The organism is uncultured Cellulomonas sp., assembly GCF_947494015.1.
Classification (GTDB): domain Bacteria; phylum Actinomycetota; class Actinomycetes; order Actinomycetales; family Cellulomonadaceae; genus Pengzhenrongella.
The window spans coordinates 192,991-211,203 of record NZ_CANLTL010000009.1; the positions used below are offsets into that span (position 1 = coordinate 192,991).

Consider the following 18,213-nt stretch of genomic DNA (forward strand, 5'->3'; position numbering starts at 1 on the left):
GCATGTCTGCGACCGTCCACCGCGCCGACGTCCGCACGATCGACCCGCTGACGCTGTACGCGATCCTGCGGCTGCGGGTCGACGTCTTCGTCGTCGAGCAGAGGTGCGCGTACCCCGAGCTGGACGGCCGCGACGCCGAGCCGGGCGCCGAGCTGTTCTGGGCCGCCGACGGGACGGACGTGCGGGCCACGCTGCGCCTGCTGCACGACGCCGACGGCGCCCTGCGCATCGGCCGGGTGGCGACCGCGGCGGCGGCGCGGTCGCGGGGGGTCGCCGCCCGGCTCATGCACGCCGCGCTCGACCGCTGCGCCGAGCTGGACCCGGCGGCCCCGGTCGTGCTCGACGCCCAAGCACACCTGGCGCACTGGTACGCCCGGTTCGGGTTCACCGTCGACGGTGACGGGTTCGACGAGGACGGCATCCCGCACGTGCCCATGCGGCGGCAGCCCGGCGTCGCGGCCTGACGGCTCGACCGCCGAACGCGACCCAGTAGAAGCACCCGAGGTGGTCCACCACGACGTGGACCGGGGTGGCGCCGTCGGCCGGGCTGCCGCCGACGTCTTGGGCCGCCCACGCGATCGCGTCGGTCCCGCTCACGGTCCCGCTCACGGACCCGTTCGCGACGCCCGGGGGCCCACCGGAGGTCGTCACGAGCGGCACGACCATCTGCACCGTGGAGCGCTGCGGGCCCCGCTGAGGCTCGGATCCCGCGGTCCGGGCGGGTCCCGGACGCCGACCACCTCGCCCCGGCGCCGGACCGCGGCGGGCTGGGGGTTGACAGGCGGTCACGGCAGCCAGAACCATCGGGCCCGGGAGTTACGACGTCGTAAATTTCCTCGTCGTGGCCGATTCCCGGGTGGGACGCGCATGTGCCCGTCCTGCGACAACACCGAGGTGTGGACGAGAGGCGAGTCGATGGCGATGCGATCTCAACCAGGGACGACCCCCCGACGGAGGCGACGCGGGCGACGGGGACGGACGGCGCTGGCTGCCGTCGCGGCCGCCACGCTCGGAGCCGCGACGCTGGTGGTCGTGCCCTCCGCGACGGCGGCCGGGGTGTCCGCGGACCCGTGGGTGGGGGAGGTGCCGAACAACCCCATCTCCGACGTCTACCGGTTCACGGTGCCGGCGGAGGCGGTGACCGCGGCGACCGGGATCGAGGACGGCCTGGTGGCGGTCCACGGCAACTTCGGCCCGGGCAAGGCGTGGACCACGCTGAACACCGGCGGCAACGGGCCGAACCTGACCGCGACGATCGGCCCGCTGGAGCCGGGCCTGTACTACTACGAGTACGCCGTGCGTCCGGCCGTGGACCAGGACGTCGTCACCTTCCGCAACCCCGCCGCACCGCAGGAGGTGACGTCGAAGCCGACCTACAGCACCCTGTTCGTCAGCGGGCCGGGGGCGGAGTGGCTCGAGGACGTGGCCGGCGGCGGTGAGCTGCACGCGCTCGCCTACGGCAAGGGGGTCAGGCGCGACCACGAGGCGCTCGTCTGGACGCCGCCGGGGTACGACGCCGACCGCAGGGAGCCCTACCCCGTCCTGTACCTGCTCCAGGACGAGGGCCAGAGCCCCCGCGAGTGGGCGGAGCTCGGGCGGCTCGGCCAGATCATGGACAACCTCACGCTCGACGGGGACGCCGAGCCGATGGTGGTCGTCATGGGCGACAGCGCGGTCGAGGACCGCGCCCGCGTGACGAAGGACCTGGTGCCCGACGCGGAGGACGCGTTCAACATCTCCGACGAGGCGTCCGGCCGCGCGATCGCCGGGATCGGCGACGGCGCCGGGCAGGTGCTGGAGAACCTGGCCCTCAAGCCGCGCGAGTTCGGATCCGTCGGCCTGTTCTCGGGCAGCTACGACCAGGACATCAACCGGGGCCGGGTCAAGCGCATCAACCAGTCGACCGACCTCGTCCGCCTGTACGCGGGCAACGTCACCGACCCCGCCTACGACGACACCGTGGCCCTGCTGGACACGCTGACGGCCGCGGGTGTGGACGTCCAGTCCGACGGCTCGGACCCCGTGACCGGCGGGACCTGGGACACCTGGCAGAAGAATTTGCACGACTTCGCGCAGCGGATCTTCCAGGACGTCGACGACGAGGGCCCGAGCGAGGGTCACCTGCCGTTCGTCGAGCACGAGCTGCCCGCGCCCGGCACGACCCCGACGCCGTGGATCGACGAGAACGGCGTCGTGACGTTCGAGGTCGGCCCCGAGTTCGCCGACGCCAACAACGTCATGGTCTGGGGGAACTTCGGCCCGGCCGGGAGCTGGCCGCGCACCCCCATGGTCCAGCAGGCCGACGGCTCGTGGCGGCTGTCCCTGGCGGTCGAGGGCGGGTCGTACTACTACAAGTTCGTGGTGGACGGCGTCGACCACAAGGACGACGGCAACCCCACGACCGTGTTCTCGGAGCCGACGTGGAGCACCTTCACCGTCGAGGGTGACACGCTCCGCGGCCGGTACATGGCCGACGTGCCGGCCGAGGCGCAGGGCGAGGTCAGCGTCATGACCTACCCGAGCACCGCGGGCGAGCAGCCGCGCTCGGCGTACGTGTGGACGCCTCCGGACTACGACGCGGACCGCGCCGAGGCCTACCCCGTGTTCTACCTGATGCACGGTGGCGGGCAGACGTGGACCGACTGGCTCGAGGTCGGCCACATCGACCGCATCCTCGACAACCTCTACCTCCAGGACGAGATCGTCCCGATGGTGGTCGTCATGCCCAACGGCAACGGCGTGAACTTCCCCACGGAGATCACCACCCGGATTGCACCGGCCGCCGAGGCGCAGTTCAACGTCAGCTCCGAGGGCGACCAGCGCGCGCTCGCCGGCCTGTCGTTCGGCTCGGGCCTCACGCTGAGCACGCTGTGGGCGCACCCCGGTGAGTTCGGCTACATCGGCGCCATGTCGGCCTTCGGTGGCGTGCCGGCCAGCGCGGACGTCCAGGCGATCAACGAGGGCACCGAGCTGCTGCGGGTGTACTCCGGGGACGTGCAGGACTTCACCTACAACGCGACGCTGTCGCTGCTGGCGTCCATGGACAACGCCGGCGTGGAGCACGAGTTCGCGCCGATCATCCCGGGTCCGCACAGCTGGGACGTCTGGCAGAAGGCGGTCATCGACTTCCTGCCCCGGCTGTTCACGGACGGTGCCGGCGCCTGACGGCACCACCGGTCCCACCCACGGCGCGGTCGACGGGCTCTGCCCGTCGGCCGCGCCGCGGTCTGCGCAGGGCGCGATGCGACGGCGCAGCGGGCCGCCCACCCTGCTCGGCGGGTCTCAGAGCACCGAGAACCCACCCGGAAGACCGGTCCGTCCGGTCGCTGCCAGCAGCAGGGGCACCGAGGTCCCGTCCGCCACCGCGAGGTCGGCGACCAGCCCCAGCGCCTGCCTGGCGCTGCTCGGCGGCACGTCGGCGTCGACCCCGAGCGCCGCGGCCAGGTCGGCGGTGTGCACCACGAGCTCGAACGTGCGCGTCGGCAGGTAGTCCGCGAGCCGCATCCCGCCGGCGATCGTGGTGAGCAGCGCGTCGGGGTCGGACCCGTGGACCAGCGGGACCACGCGCGCGGCGATCTGCCGCACCGCACCCGCAGGGTCGTCCCCGAGCGCCGCGCCCGCGTCGCGGCCACGCCGAGCGACCCCGGGGCCCGCGGCGATCGCACGGGTCGCCCGGTAGTAGTCCGGCGCCGAGGGCACGTCCACCGCGGTCGCGGGGTCGGCCAGGTACGCCTCCACGGTCAGCAGCGAGCGGCTGGTGTGGCCGACGAGCGCCCGCACGTCCCACTCACCCAACCCGGCTGCGTCCCACCGGCCGTCGACCAGGCCGGCCACCTGCACGAACCACTGCGCGGCGTCCGCGAACGCGGCGCGCGACGCCCTCCACGAGCCCGTCATCGCGTCCTCCCGATGTGTCGAGGTCCGGACCGACGTCACACGGTCCGGGCCAGCAGCGCGACCCGTACCTCGCCGCCCTTGGTGACCTGCTCGCCGACCTGCGCGAACCCCAGCCGTCCGTGGAAGGCGAGCGATCCGGGGTTCGGCGGCTCGAGGTTCACCTCGCACGTCACCTCGCCGAGCCCGAGCCGGTGCGCCCGGTCCAGGACGGCGGCGTACATCAGCCGACCCAGCCCGCGGCCGTGCGCGTGCGGGGCGACGACGATCCGGTCCACGTACAGCGAGCCCGGTCGGTGGGTGGCGAACCACCGGTAGTTCTCGCTGTCGTAGTCGGCGTCCGGCGCGAGTGCGAGCAGGAAGGCCAGCGGCGCGCCGTCGTCGTCCGGCACGGTGATCGCCACCTCGCAGCGCGGGACGTGCGCGGCCAGCCCGGCGACGCCCAGGGTGTTGACCGCGGGCACCGCCGCGTCGTTCAGCTCGGCCAGCGCCTCGAGGTCCCCGGGCGTGATCGGGCGTGGGGCAGCGGTGTCGCGGACCGGGCCGTCGCCCGCGCCGCCGCTCACCGTTCGGCCTCCCACGCGCGCTCCAGCGCCTCGGTGAACAGCTCGGTGGGCTGTGCGCCGGAGACGCCCAGGCGCCGGTCGAGGACGAAGAACGGCACCCCGGAGACCCGTACGGTCCGGCCCTCCTCCAGGTCGGCGAGCACGTCGTCGGCGGCGTCGTCGTCGGCCAGGGACGCGCGGACCTCGCCCGCGTCCAGGCCGACGTCGGCGGCGATCCCGGCGAGCACCTCCCGGTCGTCGACCGCGAGCCCCCGCGTGAAGTGCGCGCTCATCAGCGCCTCGACCACCGCGTCGGCCAGCTCGGGGCTGCGGCGGCGCGCGAGGTGCACGAGGCGGTGCGCGTCGAAGGTGTTGGCCGGGCGCACGGTGTCGAACCGCAGGTCCAGCCCCACGCCCGCGGCCACCGCGGTGACGTGGGTGAACATCTCCTGCACGTCCGCCAGCGGCAGCATCTTCGCCTCGGCGAGCATCTCGGCCTCGGAGAGCGCGGACCCGACCGGCGCCTCGGGGGACAGCTGGTAGCTGCGCCAGCGCACCTCGACGTGCTCGCGGTGGGGGAAGGTGCGCAGCGCGGCGGCGAACCGTCGCCGCCCGATGTAGCACCAGGGGCAGGCGACGTCGGCCCAGATCTCGACCCGCAGCGGCCGCACCCGGGTGATGGTGGTGGTGGCGGGGGTGGTCATGGGTGCAGCAGGACCTTCCCGGTGGTGGCCCGGCCCTCGAGGGCCCGGTGCGCATCGGCGGCGTCGGCGAGCGCGAACGTCGCGCCGATCCGGACGTCGAGCGTCCCGGCGCGGACGGCGTCCCACAGGTCGTCGGCCCGCCGGACCAGCTCGGCGCGGGTGGCGACGTAGTGCCCGAGCGTCGGCCGGGTCAGGTACAGCGAACCGGCGGCGTTCAGCCGCTGCGGGTCGACCGGGGGGACCGGCCCGGACGCCGCGCCGAACAGCGCGAGGCCGCCGCGCGGGCGCAGCGACGCCAGCGACGCGTCGAAGGTGGAGCGTCCGACGCCGTCGAACACGGTGTGCACGCCGGCCCCGCCGGTCAGGTCGCGCACCCGCGCGGGCAGCTCGGTCGTGAGGTCGTCGAGCTCGGTGTAGCGGATGACGTCGGCGGCACCGGCGGCCCGGGACAGCTCCTCCTTCTGCGCCGATCCCACGGTGGTGATCACGCGGGCCCCGCGCGCGACCGCGAGCTGGGTGAGCAGCAGCCCGACACCGCCCGCACCGGCGTGCACCAGCACGTCCTGCCCCACCTCGACCGGGAAGGTGGACGTCGCCAGGTAGTGCGCGGTCAGCCCCTGCAGCAGGAGCGCGGCCGCGACGTCGTCGTCCACGCCGTCCGGGACGGGGACGGCCTCGTCGGCCGCGACGAGCACCCGCTCGGCGTAGGAGCCGGCGGCGTTGCTCCAGGCGACCCGGTCGCCGACCGCGAGGCCCACCACGTCGTCGCCGAGCGCCGCGACCCGGCCCGACCCCTCGAACCCGACGACGTGCGGGTAGTCGACCGGGTAGACCCCGGAGCGACGGTAGGCGTCGATGAAGTTGACGCCCGCCGCCGCCACGTCGACCAGGACCTCGCCCGGTCCCGGGGTGGGCACGGGCAGGTCGTCCAGGCTCAGGACCTCGGGTCCGCCGGCGGCGGTGGCTCGGATGGCTCGCATGTCGGGGCAACATACTCGTGCCCGCGGGTCATCCCTCGCGTCGCGCCGGACCGCCCCCCGCGCGTCGTCGACATGCATCGACCTGCATTGCGGTGTATGGTCATGCATATGTCCTTCTCCGTCGCCGTCGCCGGCGCCAGCGGCTACGCCGGGGGTGAGGCGCTCCGGCTGCTCCTGGGTCACCCCGAGGCGCGCATCGGCACGCTGACGGCCCACGCGAGCGCCGGCACCATGCTCGGCGAGCACCACCCGCACCTCGTCGGGCTGGCCGACCGCGTGCTGGCGCCGACCAGCGCCGAGACGCTGTCCGGGCACGACGTCGTCGTCCTCGGCCTGCCGCACGGCGCGTCCGGCGCCGTCGCCGCCGAGCTGGGTGACGACGTCCTCGTGCTGGACCTCGGCGCGGACCACCGGCTCGCCGACGCCGCCGCCTGGTCGGTCTTCTACGGCGGGGAGCACGCCGGGCACTGGCCGTACGGGCTGCCCGAGCTCATGCACGCCGGGGAGCGGACCGCGACCGCGCAGCGGGCCGCGCTCGCCGGGGCCCGCCGGGTCGCCGTCCCGGGGTGCAACGTCACCGCGGTGACCCTGGGACTGCAGCCGGGTGTCGCCGCGGGCGTCATCGAGCCCACGGACCTCGTCGCCGTGCTCGCCAACGGCTACTCCGGCGCGGGCAAGGCACTCAAGCCCCACCTGCTCGCCGCGGAGGGGCTCGGCTCGGCCCAGCCGTACGCCGTCGGCGGCACGCACCGGCACATCCCCGAGATCGAGCAGAACCTGCAGGTCGCCGGGGCGGCGTCGGTGTCGATCTCCTTCACGCCGACCCTCGTGCCGATGGCGCGCGGCATCCTGGCGACCGCCACGGCGCGCCTGGCCCCCGGGGCCGACGCCGCCGCCGTGCGCGCCGCCTGGGAGAGCGCCTACGCCGACGAGCCGTTCGTGCACCTGCTCCCGGCCGCGTCGGGGGGCGCACTGCGCTGGCCGACGACGGCCGCCACCACCGGCGCGAACACCGCGCTCGTCCAGGTCGCCGTCGACGAGCGGGCCGGGCGGGTCGTGACCGTCACCGCCATCGACAACCTGGTCAAGGGCACCGCCGGCGGCGCCGTCCAGTCCCTCAACCTCGCGCTCGGCCTGCCGGAGACGCTCGGCCTGACCACGAACGGAACCGCACCGTGAGCCGGGGGAGGCGCTGGGAGCGCAGCGAGCAGGGCACCGCCGGCGAACCGCAGACCGTGAGCCGGGGGAGGCGCTGGGAGCGCAGCGAGCAGGGCACCGCCGGCGAACAGGAGAACTCATGACCGTCACCCACCCCCGCGGCTTCCGGGCCGCCGGCGTCGCCGCCGGGCTCAAGTCGACCGGTGCCCCCGACATCGCCCTCGTCGTCAACGACGGTCCGCTCGCCGTGGGGGCGGCGGTGTTCACCACCAACCGCGTCCAGGCCGCCCCGATCCTGTGGTCGCGCCAGGCCGTGTCCGACGGCGTCGCGTCCGCGGTCGTCCTGAACTCGGGCGGCGCGAACGCGTGCACCGGTCCGGAGGGGTTCGCGGACACGCACGCCACCGCCGAGCACACCGCGGACGCGCTGGGCGTCTCGGCGGGTGACGTCCTGGTCTGCTCGACCGGACTGATCGGCGTCCGGCTGCCGATGGACCGCCTGCTCGCCGGGGTCACCGCCGCCGCGGGCGCGCTCACCGCCGACGGCGGCGCCGACGCGGCCACCGCGATCATGACCACGGACAGCGTGCCCAAGACCGTCGTCGTCGAGCGTGCCGGCTGGTCCGTGGGGGGGATGGCCAAGGGCGCCGGGATGCTCGCCCCCGGCCTGGCGACGATGCTCAGCGTCCTGACCACCGACGCCGAGTGCACCGCCGAGGACGCCGACGCCGCCCTGCGCGCCGCCACCCGCCTCACCTTCGACCGCGTCGACTCCGACGGCTGCATGTCCACCAACGACACCGTCGCCCTGCTGGCGTCCGGGGCGTCCGGGGTCCGGGTCGGCCGCGAGGAGCTGACCGCCGCCCTGACCGACGCGTGCGCAACTCTGTCCCGCGCGCTGGTCGCCGACGCCGAGGGCGCGAGCCACGAGATCGCCGTGACGGTCACCGGCGCCCACACCGAGGACGCCGCCGTCGCGGTCGCGCGGTCGGTCACGCGCTCGAACCTGTTCAAGGCCGCCGTGTTCGGCAACGACCCCAACTGGGGCCGGGTCCTGGCCGCGGTGGGCACGGTCCCGGCCGACGTCGCCCCCTTCGACCCGGACCGCATCGACGTCACCATCAACGGCGTCACGGTGTGCCGCGCCGGCGGCGTCGGGGACGACCGCGAGGGCGTCGACCTCGCGTCGGCGCGCGAGGTGCGCGTGCAGGTCGACCTGCACGCCGGCGACGCCGGCGCCACCGTGTGGACCAACGACCTCACGCACGACTACGTCCACGAGAACAGCGCCTACTCCTCATGACCGACATCGCCCCCGACCACGACGACTTCGACGTCCGCACCGGCCTCTTCCCGCAGCAGAAGGCCGAGGTGCTCATCGAGGCGCTGCCCTGGCTGCAGCGCTTCGCCGGGGCCCTGGTGGTGGTCAAGTACGGCGGCAACGCCATGATCGACGACGACCTCAAGCGCGCCTTCGCCCAGGACATGGTGTTCCTGCGCCAGGTGGGGCTGCGCCCCGTCGTCGTGCACGGCGGCGGACCGCAGATCAACGCGATGCTGGACCGGCTCGGCATCGAGTCCGAGTTCCGCGGCGGGCTGCGCGTGACGACGCCCGAGGCCATGGACGTGGTCCGGATGGTGCTCACCGGGCAGGTGTCCCGCGAGCTCGTCGGCCTGCTCAACTCCCACGGCCCGTACGCGGTCGGCCTCTCCGGCGAGGACGGGGCGCTGCTGCAGGCGCGGCGGCGCACCGCCGTGGTGGACGGCCGGACGGTCGACATCGGCCTGGTGGGCGACGTCGTCGAGGTGAACCCGGGCGCCGTCCTGGACCTGCTCGACGCCGGCCGCATCCCCGTGGTGTCGACCGTCGCCCCGGACGTCGACGACCCGACCCAGGTGCTCAACGTCAACGCCGACACCGCCGCGGCCGCGCTCGCCGTCGCCCTGGGCGCCCGCAAGCTCATCGTGCTGACCGACGTCGAGGGGCTGTACACCTCCTGGCCGGACCGCAGCTCGCTCGTGCGCCGCATCCGCGCGTCGTCCCTCACCGAGCTGCTGCCCACCCTGGACCACGGGATGCGGCCCAAGATGGAGGCGTGCTGGCGGGCCGTGTCCGGCGGCGTCGGGCGGGCGCACGTCATCGACGGCCGGCAGCCGCACTCGGTCCTCGTCGAGGTGTTCACGTCCGAGGGCGTGGGCACCATGGTCCTGCCCGACGACGAGCCCGTCCCCTCGCCGTTCACCGGCGCGATCCCCGTCGTCGTCGACCCGAGAGGCCAGTCATGAGCACCCACGAGGTCGCGGCCACCCCGGGCGGCCCGGGCAGCGCGGACGCCGTCGCGCGCGAGTCGGGCGCCGCGTGGACCGAGCGCTACACCCACGCGGTGATGAACACGTTCGGGGCCCCGCAGCGGGTCCTGGTCCGCGGCGAGGGGGCCTACGTGTGGGACGCCGACGGCAACCGCTACCTGGACCTGCTGGCCGGCATCGCGGTCAACGCGCTCGGCCACGCCCACCCCACCCTGACCGCGGCCATCTCGGCGCAGCTGGGCACGCTCGGTCACGTGTCGAACTTCTTCGCCACCCCGACGCAGGTCGCGCTCGCGGAGCGGCTGCTGGAGCTGTGCCGCGCACCGGCCGGGTCGCGGGTGTTCTTCACCAACTCGGGCACCGAGGCGAACGAGGCCATGGTCAAGATGGCGCGGCGCACCGGCCGGCCGCGGATCCTCGCGCTCGAGGGGGCCTTCCACGGCCGCACCATGGGCGCGCTCGCCCTGACCGCCAAGGCCGCCTACCGGGAGCCGTTCGAGCCGCTGCCGGGCGGGGTGGAGTTCCTCCCGTTCGGGGACACGGCCGCGCTCGAGGCCGCGATGGCCGACGACGTGGCGGCCGTGGTCCTCGAGCCGATCCAGGGCGAGGCCGGCGTCCGGCCGCTGCCGCCGGGGTACCTGGCCCGCGCCCGCGAGCTCACCGCCCAGCACGGCGCCCTGCTCGTCCTGGACGAGGTGCAGACCGGGATGGGACGCACCGGCGCGTGGCTGGCCCACCAGCACCCGCACCTGGGTGGCGGAGCCGTGCCCGACGTCGTGACCCTGGCCAAGGGGCTGGGCGGCGGCTTCCCGGTGGGCGCCGTCGTCGCCTTCGGGGAGCGTGCCGCGACCCTGCTCGGCCCCGGGCAGCACGGCACCACGTTCGGCGGCAACCCGGTCGCGGCGGCCGCCGCGCTGACCACCATCGGCGTGATCGAGCGGGACGGTCTGCTGGCCCAGGTCACCGCCGTGGGCGAGGCGCTGCGGACCGGCATCGCCGCCGCGGGGCACCCGCTGGTGACCGGCGTGCGCGGTGAGGGACTGCTCGTGGCGGTCGGCCTGCGTCCCGACGCCGCCGCCGCACTGGCTGCGCGGGCGCTCGCGGCCGGCTTCATCGTCAACCCGGTCGCGCCGGACGCCATCCGGCTCGCGCCACCGCTGATCCTCACCGCCGAGCAGGCCGCCGACTTCGTCGCCTTCCTCGAGGCCGACGGCCGGGCGCCGGCGGACGGCACCGCGGACGCAGGTGCGGCATGACGCGGCACCTCCTGCGCGACGACGACCTGTCCCCGCGCGAGCAGCGCGAGGTGCTCGAGCTCGCCCTCGCCTTCCGCGAGGACCGGTTCGTCCGGACCCCGCTGACCGGGCCCCGCGCGGTCGCCGTCATCTTCGACAAGCCCTCGACGCGCACCCGCGTGTCCTTCAGCGTCGGCATCGCCGAGATGGGCGGCTACCCGCTCGTGCTGGACGCCGCGACGTCCCAGCTCGGCCGCGGGGAGTCGATCGCGGACACCACCCGCGTGCTGGACCGCCAGGTGGCCGCCGTCGTGTGGCGCACCTTCGGCCAGGACCGGCTCGAGGAGATGGCCGCGGTGTCGGCGGTCCCGGTGGTCAACGCCCTGACCGACGCCTTCCACCCGTGCCAGGTGCTGGCGGACCTGCTGACCGTGGCGCAGCTGCGCGGCGGCGTGGACGCCCTGCCGGGGCGCACCCTCGCGTACGTCGGCGACGGCGCGAACAACATGGCCGCGTCCTACCTGCTCGGCGGCGCGACCGCGGGCATGCACGTGCGGATCGGCACCCCCGAGGGCTGGTTGCCCGACCCCGCCGTCGTCGACGACGCCGCCCGCATCGCGGCCGGCACCGGCGGGTCGGTCCTGGTCACGCACGACCCCGCCCACGCGGTCGCCGGAGCCGACGTGGTGGCGACCGACACCTGGGTGTCGATGGGGCAGGAGGGTGAGGCCGCCGCCCGCGAGGCGCCGTTCGTCGGCTTCCGGGTCGACGCCGCGCTCGTGAGCCGGGCGGCGCCGGACGCGATCGTCCTGCACTGCCTGCCCGCCTACCGCGGCAAGGAGATCACCGCCGAGGTGCTGGACGGGCCGCAGTCGGCGGTGTGGGACGAGGCGGAGAACCGCCTGCACGCGCAGAAGGCGCTGCTCGCCTGGATCCTGGAGCAACCGTGAGCCGGGGGAGGCGCTGGGAGCGCAGCGATCAGGGCACCGCCGGCGAGCCGGTGGCACCGTGAGCGCCGCCGCCCGGGCCGGTGCCCCGGCGCCGCACGCCGCGGCCGGGTCCGCCCGCGAGTCCGCCCGCGACGCCGCCCGGCTGCCCGCGACCAAGGCGGCCCGCCACGCGCTCATCGCGACGCTGCTCGCCCGCCGGCCGGTGCACTCCCAGACCGAGCTGGCCGGCCAGCTCGCCGAGGCGGGCGTGTCGGTGACCCAGGCGACGCTGTCGCGGGACCTCGTCGAGCTGCGCGCGGTGAAGATCCGCACGTCCGACGGGACGCTGGCCTACGCGATCCCGGCCGAGGGCGGCGACCGCAGCCCGCAGCCGGCCCCGGACGTCGAGTACCTCGCGGCCCGGCTCGCACGGCTGTGCGCCGAGCTGCTCGTCACGGCGGACTCCGCGGGCAACCTGGTCGTGCTGCGCACACCCCCGGGCGCGGCGCAGTTCCTCGCCTCCGCGATCGACCACTCGGTGCTGCCCGCGGTCATGGGCACCATCGCCGGCGACGACACGGTGCTGGTGATCGCGCGCGAGAGCCCGGCCGGTGTCCCGCCGGGCGCCGCCGGGGCCGCGCTCGCCGAGCGCTTCCTCGAGCTGGCCTCCCGCGGCGCAGCCGGGCCGGACCCCTCCGGCGGCCCACCGGGCGCCGTACCGGCCGCCGACTCCGAGCCTTCCCCACTTCGCACCACCGACGAAAGAGAACTGTGATGACTGAACGCGTCGTGCTCGCCTACTCCGGCGGCCTGGACACCTCCGTCGGGATCGGCTGGATCGCCGAGGCCACCGGCGCCGAGGTCATCGCCGTCGCCGTCGACGTGGGCCAGGGCGGTGAGGACCTGGAGGTCATCCGCCGTCGGGCGCTGGACTGCGGCGCCGTCGAGGCGTACGTGGCCGACGCCAAGGACGAGTTCGCCGACGAGTACTGCATGCCCGCGCTGCGGGCGAACGCGCTGTACCTCGACCGGTACCCGCTGGTCTCCGCGCTGTCCCGGCCGGTGATCGTCAAGCACCTCGTGCGGGCCGCCCGTCAGTTCGGCGCCACGACCGTCGCCCACGGATGCACCGGCAAGGGCAACGACCAGGTGCGCTTCGAGGTCGGCATCACGTCCCTCGCCCCGGACCTGGCGTGCCTGGCGCCGGTCCGCGACCTCGCGCTGACCCGCGACAAGGCGATCGAGTACGCGACCCGCAACGACCTGCCGATCGAGACGACGAAGCACAACCCGTTCTCGATCGACCAGAACGTGTGGGGCCGGGCGGTCGAGACGGGCTTCCTCGAGGACATCTGGAACGCTCCCACCAAGGACGTCTACAGCTACACCGACGACCCCACGTTCCCGCCGGTCGCGGACGAGGTGATCATCCGCTTCGACCAGGGCGTCCCGGTCGCGATCGACGGCGTCCCGGTCACCCCGCTGCAGGCCATCCAGGAGATGAACCGCCGCGCCGGGGCCCAGGGGGTGGGCCGGATCGACATCGTCGAGGACCGCCTGGTCGGCATCAAGTCGCGCGAGGTGTACGAGGCACCGGGGGCGATCGCGCTGATCGCCGCGCACCAGGAGCTGGAGAACGTCACGGTCGAGCGTGAGCAGGCGCGGTTCAAGCGCGGCGTCGAGCAGCGGTGGACCGAGCTGGTCTACGACGGCATGTGGTTCTCCCCGCTCAAGCGGTCGCTGGACACCTTCATCGACGACACCCAGAGCTACGTCTCCGGTGAGGTGCGCCTGGTGCTGCACGGTGGCCGGGCGACGGTGACGGGCCGGCGCAGCGGCGCGAGCCTGTACGACTTCAACCTCGCGACGTACGACACCGGCGACACCTTCGACCAGTCCAACGCCAAGGGCTTCATCGAGATCTACGGGCTCACCGCCAAGCTCGCCGCGGCGCGCGACGTCCGGTTCGGCAACGGCGTGGACCTCAGCCCGGTCGCCGGCTCGTCCAGCTCGGGCACGCTCTCCGGCGGCGGCGAGGCCTGATCGTGACGGGACCGACGCAGCCCACCGGCTCACCCGCACCTCAGCCCGGACCGCCGCCCGTGCCGTCAGGGGCCGGCGACGCCCGGGTGAGCCTGTGGGGCGGCCGGTTCGCCGGCGGCCCTTCGGACGCGCTGGCGGCGCTGTCGCTGAGCACGCACTTCGACTGGCGGCTCGCCGGCCACGACATCGCCGGCTCGGTCGCGCACGCCCACGTGCTGCGCGCCGCGGGCCTGCTCACCGACGCCGAGCTGGACACCATGGTCGGCGCGCTCGGCCGGCTGCTCGACGACGTGCGCAGCGGCGCCTTCACGCCCGACGTCGGCGACGAGGACGTGCACACCGCGCTCGAGCGCGGGCTGATCGAGCGGGCCGGGCCGGACGTCGGCGGCAAGCTGCGCGCCGGTCGGTCCCGCAACGACCAGATCGCCACGCTGATCCGGATGTACCTGCGCGAGCAGGCCCGCACCGTCTCGGGTCTGCTGCTGGACGTGGTCGACGCGCTGGTCGCGCAGGCACGCGCCGTCGGGGAGGCGGCGATGCCGGGCCGCACGCACCTGCAGCACGCCCAGCCCGTGCTGCTCGCGCACCACCTGCTCGCCCACGCGTGGCCGATGCTGCGCGACGTCGAGCGCTGGGTCGACTGGGACGCCCGGGCGGCGCGGTCCCCGTACGGGTCCGGCGCGCTGGCCGGCTCGTCGCTGGGCCTGGACCCGGCGGCGGTCGCCGCGGAGCTGGGCTTCGACGGCCCGGTGGAGAACTCCATCGACGGCACCGCCTCGCGCGACGTCGTCGCGGAGTGGGCCTTCGTCGCCGCGATGACCGGGGTCGACCTGTCCCGGCTCGCCGAGGAGGTCATCGTCTGGGCGACCAAGGAGTTCGGCTTCGTCCGGCTGGACGACGCCTACTCGACCGGGTCGAGCATCATGCCGCAGAAGAAGAACCCCGACGTCGCCGAGCTCGCCCGGGGCAAGGCCGGCCGGCTCGTGGGCGACCTGACCGGCCTCCTCACCACGCTCAAGGGCCTGCCGCTGGCGTACAACCGCGACCTGCAGGAGGACAAGGAGCCGGTGTTCGACCAGGTCGACACGCTCACCGTCCTGCTGCCGGCCTTCGCCGGGATGGTCGCGACCCTGCAGTTCGACACCGGGCGGATGGCCGAGCTGGCGCCGCAGGGGTTCTCGCTCGCCACCGACATCGCCGAGTGGCTGGTCCGGCAGGGCGTGCCCTTCCGGGTCGCGCACGAGCTGGCCGGGGCCTGCGTGCGCGAGTGCGAGGACCGCGGCATCGAGCTGTGGGACCTGTCCGACGACGACCTGGCCCGGATCTCGCCGCACCTGACGCCGGCGGTCCGCAGCGTGCTGACCGTCGAGGGATCGCTGCGCTCGCGGTCGGCGCACGGCGGGACGGCCCCGGCCCGGGTCCGCGAGCAGCTCGAGCGTGCCGCCGAGCGCGCCGCGGCGCTGCGTGCCTGGACCACCGCCTGACGTGACCGACCCCGTCGTCGCCGACCTCGCGGGGCGGGTCCGAGCCGCCACCCCACGGCTGGGCGCGACCCGGCTGGTCGTGGTGGACGGCCCGGCCGGCTCCGGGAAGACGACGCTGGCCGGGCGCCTGGCGCACGCGCTCGGGGCGCCGGTCCTGCACGCCGACGACCTGCTCGCCGGCTGGGGCGACCTCGAGGGGTGGTGGGCACGGCTGGACGCCTGGGTGCTCGCCCCGCTGGCGGCGGGCCGGCCGGGCCGGTACCGCCGCTACGACTGGGTCGCCGGGGCGTTCGCGGAGTGGCACGACGTGCCCGCGGGCGACGCGCTGGTGGTGGAGGGCTGCGGCTCCGCGCGCCGGGCCGCGGACGACGTCGCCGTCCTGTCGGTCTGGGTCGAGGCGGCCGACGACGTCCGGCTCGCCCGCGGCCTGGCACGCGACGGCGAGGGCATGCGCCCGCAGTGGCTCGCCTGGATGGCGGCCGAGCGGCGGCACTTCGCCGCCGAGCGGACCCGGGAGCGGGCCGATGTCGTCGTCGACGGTGAGCGAGCATGGCCGCCATGACCGCCGCGACCCGCCCCGACCACGTCCCGTCCCGGGACTGGTACCAGCGCGACGCCCACGACGTGGGTGCCGACCTGCTCGGCGCCCACGTCACGACCCGGCGCCCCGACGGTGAGGTGACCGTCCGCCTCACCGAGGTCGAGGTGTACCGCGGGCAGGCCGACCCGGCGTCGCACGCCTACCGCGGCCCGACGGCGCGCAACGCGGCCATGTTCGGTGAGCCCGGGCGGCTGTACGTGTACCGCCACCTCGGCCTGCACCACTGCGTCAACGTGGTCACCGGCCCGGAGGGCGTCGCCTCGGCCGTGCTCCTGCGCGCCGGTGAGGTCGTCGCCGGGATCGACGTCGCCGGCGGGCGTCGCCGCCGCGCGGGCGTGCTGCGCAGCGACGTCGACCTGGCCCGCGGCCCCGCCCGCCTCGCCGTCGCCCTCGGCCTGGACCTGACCGCCCTGCGCGCCGACCTCACCGACCCGGCCGGCGACGTCGTCGTGCAGCGTCACCCGGCCGTGCCGGCGCTGCCGCACGTGACCGGTCCCCGGGTCGGGGTGTCGGGCGAGGGTGCGGACGCCGGGCGCTACCCGTGGCGGCTGTGGCTGCCGGACGAGCCGACCGTCTCGGTGTACCGGCCCGCCGCACCTCGCCGGCGGCCCGCGGCCCGGAAAGCCTGAGCGTCCGCGCCGCCGGGCACGGCACACTGTGGGCCGACCGGACAGGCAGAAGGAGAGCACCGACGTGACCCACATCCTCGACGAGCTGCAGTGGCGCGGGCTGATCGCCCAGACCACGGACGAGGCCGCGCTGCGCACGGCCCTCGGCGAGGGGACCGTCGCGCTGTACTGCGGCTTCGACCCCACCGCGCCGAGCCTGCACATCGGCAACCTCGTGCAGATCCTCACCGTGCGCCGGCTCCAGCTCGCCGGCCATCGGCCGTTCGCGCTGGTCGGCGGCGCGACGGGTCTGATCGGCGACCCGAAGATGGCGGGGGAGCGGACCCTCAACGCGCCCGACGTGGTGGCCGGCTGGGTGGAGCGCATCCGCCGCCAGATCGAGCCCCTGCTCGACTTCGACGGTCCCGCAGCCGCGCAGATGACCAACAACCTCGACTGGACCGCGCCGATGTCGGCCATCGACTTCCTGCGCGACGTGGGCAAGCACTACCGGCTCGGCACCATGCTCGCCAAGGACACCGTGGCCCGCCGCCTGAGCAGCGACCAGGGGATCTCGTTCACCGAGTTCAGCTACCAGATCCTGCAGGGCATGGACTACCTCGAGCTGCACCGCCGCCACGGCATCACCCTGCAGACCGGCGGCAGCGACCAGTGGGGCAACCTGCTGTCCGGCGTCGAGCTGATCCGCAAGGTCGAGGGCAGGGCCGTCCACGCGCTGACGACGCCGCTGATCACCAAGGCCGACGGCACCAAGTTCGGCAAGACGGAGTCCGGCACGGTCTGGCTCGACCCCGACATGACCAGCCCGTACGCCTTCTACCAGTTCTGGCTCAACGCCGACGACGCCGACGTGGTCCGGTACCTCAAGGTCTTCACCTTCCGGTCCCGCGAGGAGATCGACGGCCTCGAGGCGGCGGTCGCCGAGCGGCCGGCGGCCCGCGAAGCCCAGCGCGTGCTCGCCCACGACGTGACGTCACTGGTGCACGGCGTCGCCGCGGCCGACGGCGTCGTGGCCGCGAGCCAGGCGCTCTTCGGGCGCGGGGACCTGCGGGCTCTCGACCCGGTGACCACCGCGGCCGCAGTCGCCGAGCTGCCCAGTACCAGCGGCCGCCCCGGCGACCTCCTCGTCGACCTGCTCGCCGCGTCCGGGGTGGTGGCGTCCAAGGCGGCCGCACGCCGGGCCATCGCCGAGGGAGGTGCGTCCGTCAACAACGTCAAGGTGCCCGACGACGCGGCGGTGCTGTCGGCCGACGACCTGCTCCACGGCCGTTGGGCGCTGCTGCGCCGCGGCAAGCGCACCCTCGCGGTCGTCGACGCCGGGGGCGCCGCGCCGTGACCACGTCCGGTGACCGGCCGGTGGGACGGCGTGGGGCGGCGCGGGCCGCGCCCGATCACCGGGCGACGCGCCCGGGTGCGCATCGGCGCAGGTCAGAAGCGGTGACCCGCGTCACGGCCGACGGCTTTGACGTCCCACGAGCGGTCTGCGTAATGTTTCGCCTCGCCGCCCGGCAGGGAGGAACGGACACCGAGGCTCTTCGTGAGCGGGTGGCTGGTCCCGGGGTGGCTCCCTGAAGTGTGGTGCTCGTGGCGTGGCCGGTTGGCTGCGGGTCGGGTGTTGTGCGTCGGGGGTGGAATCGGTGGCTTGGCTGGGTGGTTGACGGTGGGGTGCTGGTTCGGGTAAGTTTGAGCGGTTGCCTCTTG

Annotated in this window: 17 protein-coding genes; 13 read left to right on the forward strand and 4 right to left on the reverse strand. The window is 74.8% G+C overall.

From position 1 onward, the window contains the following. Window positions 1–2 precede the first annotated feature (2 nt). Together Q0840_RS12115 and Q0840_RS12120 are read left to right on the forward strand one after the other, a co-directional pair. A complete protein-coding gene (locus tag Q0840_RS12115; protein WP_298459737.1) occupies window positions 3–464 on the forward strand; it encodes a GNAT family N-acetyltransferase in 462 nt (153 codons plus the stop codon). Window positions 465–1,032: 568 nt separating this feature from the next. Then, a complete protein-coding gene (locus Q0840_RS12120; RefSeq protein WP_298459739.1) occupies window positions 1,033–3,165 on the forward strand; it encodes an esterase family protein in 2,133 nt (710 codons plus the stop codon). Between the two features lie 117 nt (window positions 3,166–3,282). Here the strand turns inward: Q0840_RS12120 and Q0840_RS12125 are convergent, their stop codons facing one another. The 4 genes from Q0840_RS12125 to Q0840_RS12140 are packed head-to-tail and all read right to left on the reverse strand — an operon-like array spanning window position 3,283 to window position 6,123. Continuing rightward, on the reverse strand, window positions 3,283–3,897 hold the full coding sequence (locus tag Q0840_RS12125; protein ID WP_298459741.1) for a maleylpyruvate isomerase N-terminal domain-containing protein: 615 nt from the start codon (window positions 3,895–3,897) through the stop codon (window positions 3,283–3,285). 35 nt (window positions 3,898–3,932) lie between these two features. After that, on the reverse strand, window positions 3,933–4,460 hold the full coding sequence (locus Q0840_RS12130; RefSeq protein ID WP_298459743.1) for a GNAT family N-acetyltransferase: 528 nt from the start codon (window positions 4,458–4,460) through the stop codon (window positions 3,933–3,935). Continuing rightward, entirely contained in the window at window positions 4,457–5,143 is a 687-nt protein-coding gene (locus tag Q0840_RS12135) for a DsbA family protein (RefSeq protein WP_298459745.1), read from the reverse strand. The genes Q0840_RS12130 and Q0840_RS12135 overlap by 4 nt, the downstream gene beginning before the upstream one ends. After that, the gene (locus Q0840_RS12140) at window positions 5,140–6,123 is read right to left on the reverse strand and encodes a quinone oxidoreductase (RefSeq protein WP_298459747.1); all 984 of its coding nucleotides are present in this window, start codon (window positions 6,121–6,123) and stop codon (window positions 5,140–5,142) included. The genes Q0840_RS12135 and Q0840_RS12140 overlap by 4 nt, the downstream gene beginning before the upstream one ends. A 108-nt stretch (window positions 6,124–6,231) precedes the next feature. Here Q0840_RS12140 and argC point away from each other — a divergent pair, with 108 nt between their 5' ends. The 11 genes from argC (at window position 6,232) to tyrS (ending at window position 17,848) form a co-directional block, all read left to right on the forward strand. After that, window positions 6,232–7,302, forward strand: coding sequence for an N-acetyl-gamma-glutamyl-phosphate reductase (argC, locus tag Q0840_RS12145; protein ID WP_298459749.1), 1,071 nt, complete (start codon window positions 6,232–6,234; stop codon window positions 7,300–7,302). Between the two features lie 118 nt (window positions 7,303–7,420). Further along, window positions 7,421–8,584, forward strand: a complete 1,164-nt coding sequence (gene argJ / locus Q0840_RS12150) for a bifunctional glutamate N-acetyltransferase/amino-acid acetyltransferase ArgJ (protein ID WP_298459751.1) — start codon at window positions 7,421–7,423, stop codon at window positions 8,582–8,584. Beyond that, the gene (gene argB / locus Q0840_RS12155; RefSeq protein WP_298459753.1) at window positions 8,581–9,567 is read left to right on the forward strand and encodes an acetylglutamate kinase; all 987 of its coding nucleotides are present in this window, start codon (window positions 8,581–8,583) and stop codon (window positions 9,565–9,567) included. The genes argJ and argB overlap by 4 nt, the downstream gene beginning before the upstream one ends. Then, entirely contained in the window at window positions 9,564–10,847 is a 1,284-nt protein-coding gene (locus tag Q0840_RS12160) for an acetylornithine transaminase (RefSeq protein ID WP_298459754.1), read from the forward strand. The genes argB and Q0840_RS12160 overlap by 4 nt, the downstream gene beginning before the upstream one ends. After that, window positions 10,844–11,776, forward strand: a complete 933-nt coding sequence (argF, locus tag Q0840_RS12165; protein ID WP_298459756.1) for an ornithine carbamoyltransferase — start codon at window positions 10,844–10,846, stop codon at window positions 11,774–11,776. The genes Q0840_RS12160 and argF overlap by 4 nt, the downstream gene beginning before the upstream one ends. A gap of 58 nt (window positions 11,777–11,834) precedes the next feature. Continuing rightward, window positions 11,835–12,530, forward strand: a complete 696-nt coding sequence (locus Q0840_RS12170) for an arginine repressor (protein ID WP_367183123.1) — start codon at window positions 11,835–11,837, stop codon at window positions 12,528–12,530. After that, a complete protein-coding gene (locus tag Q0840_RS12175) occupies window positions 12,530–13,798 on the forward strand; it encodes an argininosuccinate synthase (RefSeq protein ID WP_298459758.1) in 1,269 nt (422 codons plus the stop codon). Before Q0840_RS12170 ends, Q0840_RS12175 begins: the two co-directional genes overlap by 1 nt. A gap of 59 nt (window positions 13,799–13,857) precedes the next feature. Then, window positions 13,858–15,282 carry an argininosuccinate lyase gene (argH, locus tag Q0840_RS12180; protein WP_298459760.1) on the forward strand — a complete coding sequence of 475 codons (1,425 nt, stop codon included), beginning with the start codon at window positions 13,858–13,860 and terminating at the stop codon, window positions 15,280–15,282. Between the two features lies 1 nt (window position 15,283). Beyond that, a complete protein-coding gene (locus tag Q0840_RS12185) occupies window positions 15,284–15,844 on the forward strand; it encodes a uridine kinase (protein WP_298459762.1) in 561 nt (186 codons plus the stop codon). Continuing rightward, the gene (locus tag Q0840_RS12190; RefSeq protein ID WP_298459763.1) at window positions 15,841–16,512 is read left to right on the forward strand and encodes a DNA-3-methyladenine glycosylase; all 672 of its coding nucleotides are present in this window, start codon (window positions 15,841–15,843) and stop codon (window positions 16,510–16,512) included. The genes Q0840_RS12185 and Q0840_RS12190 overlap by 4 nt, the downstream gene beginning before the upstream one ends. A gap of 64 nt (window positions 16,513–16,576) precedes the next feature. Then, window positions 16,577–17,848: a tyrosine--tRNA ligase gene (gene tyrS / locus Q0840_RS12195; protein ID WP_298459764.1), complete on the forward strand. Its 1,272-nt coding sequence runs from the start codon at window positions 16,577–16,579 to the stop codon at window positions 17,846–17,848. The last annotated feature ends 365 nt before the right edge of the window (window positions 17,849–18,213 follow it).

What these genes read in the sequence shown, in the direction of transcription:
- Q0840_RS12175 (WP_298459758.1), top strand. Translation starts at nt 12,530, where the DNA reads ATGACTGAACGCGTCGTGCTCGCCTACTCCGGCGGCCTGGACACCTCC.
- argJ (WP_298459751.1), top strand. Translation starts at nt 7,421, where the DNA reads ATGACCGTCACCCACCCCCGCGGCTTCCGGGCCGCCGGCGTCGCCGCC.
- Q0840_RS12140 (WP_298459747.1), bottom strand. Translation starts at nt 6,123, where the DNA reads ATGCGAGCCATCCGAGCCACCGCCGCCGGCGGACCCGAGGTCCTGAGC.
- Q0840_RS12125 (WP_298459741.1), bottom strand. Translation starts at nt 3,897, where the DNA reads ATGACGGGCTCGTGGAGGGCGTCGCGCGCCGCGTTCGCGGACGCCGCG.
- argB (WP_298459753.1), top strand. Translation starts at nt 8,581, where the DNA reads ATGACCGACATCGCCCCCGACCACGACGACTTCGACGTCCGCACCGGC.
- argC (WP_298459749.1), top strand. Translation starts at nt 6,232, where the DNA reads ATGTCCTTCTCCGTCGCCGTCGCCGGCGCCAGCGGCTACGCCGGGGGT.
- argF (WP_298459756.1), top strand. Translation starts at nt 10,844, where the DNA reads ATGACGCGGCACCTCCTGCGCGACGACGACCTGTCCCCGCGCGAGCAG.
- Q0840_RS12190 (WP_298459763.1), top strand. Translation starts at nt 15,841, where the DNA reads ATGACCGCCGCGACCCGCCCCGACCACGTCCCGTCCCGGGACTGGTAC.
- Q0840_RS12115 (WP_298459737.1), top strand. Translation starts at nt 3, where the DNA reads ATGTCTGCGACCGTCCACCGCGCCGACGTCCGCACGATCGACCCGCTG.
- Q0840_RS12135 (WP_298459745.1), bottom strand. Translation starts at nt 5,143, where the DNA reads ATGACCACCCCCGCCACCACCACCATCACCCGGGTGCGGCCGCTGCGG.
- Q0840_RS12160 (WP_298459754.1), top strand. Translation starts at nt 9,564, where the DNA reads ATGAGCACCCACGAGGTCGCGGCCACCCCGGGCGGCCCGGGCAGCGCG.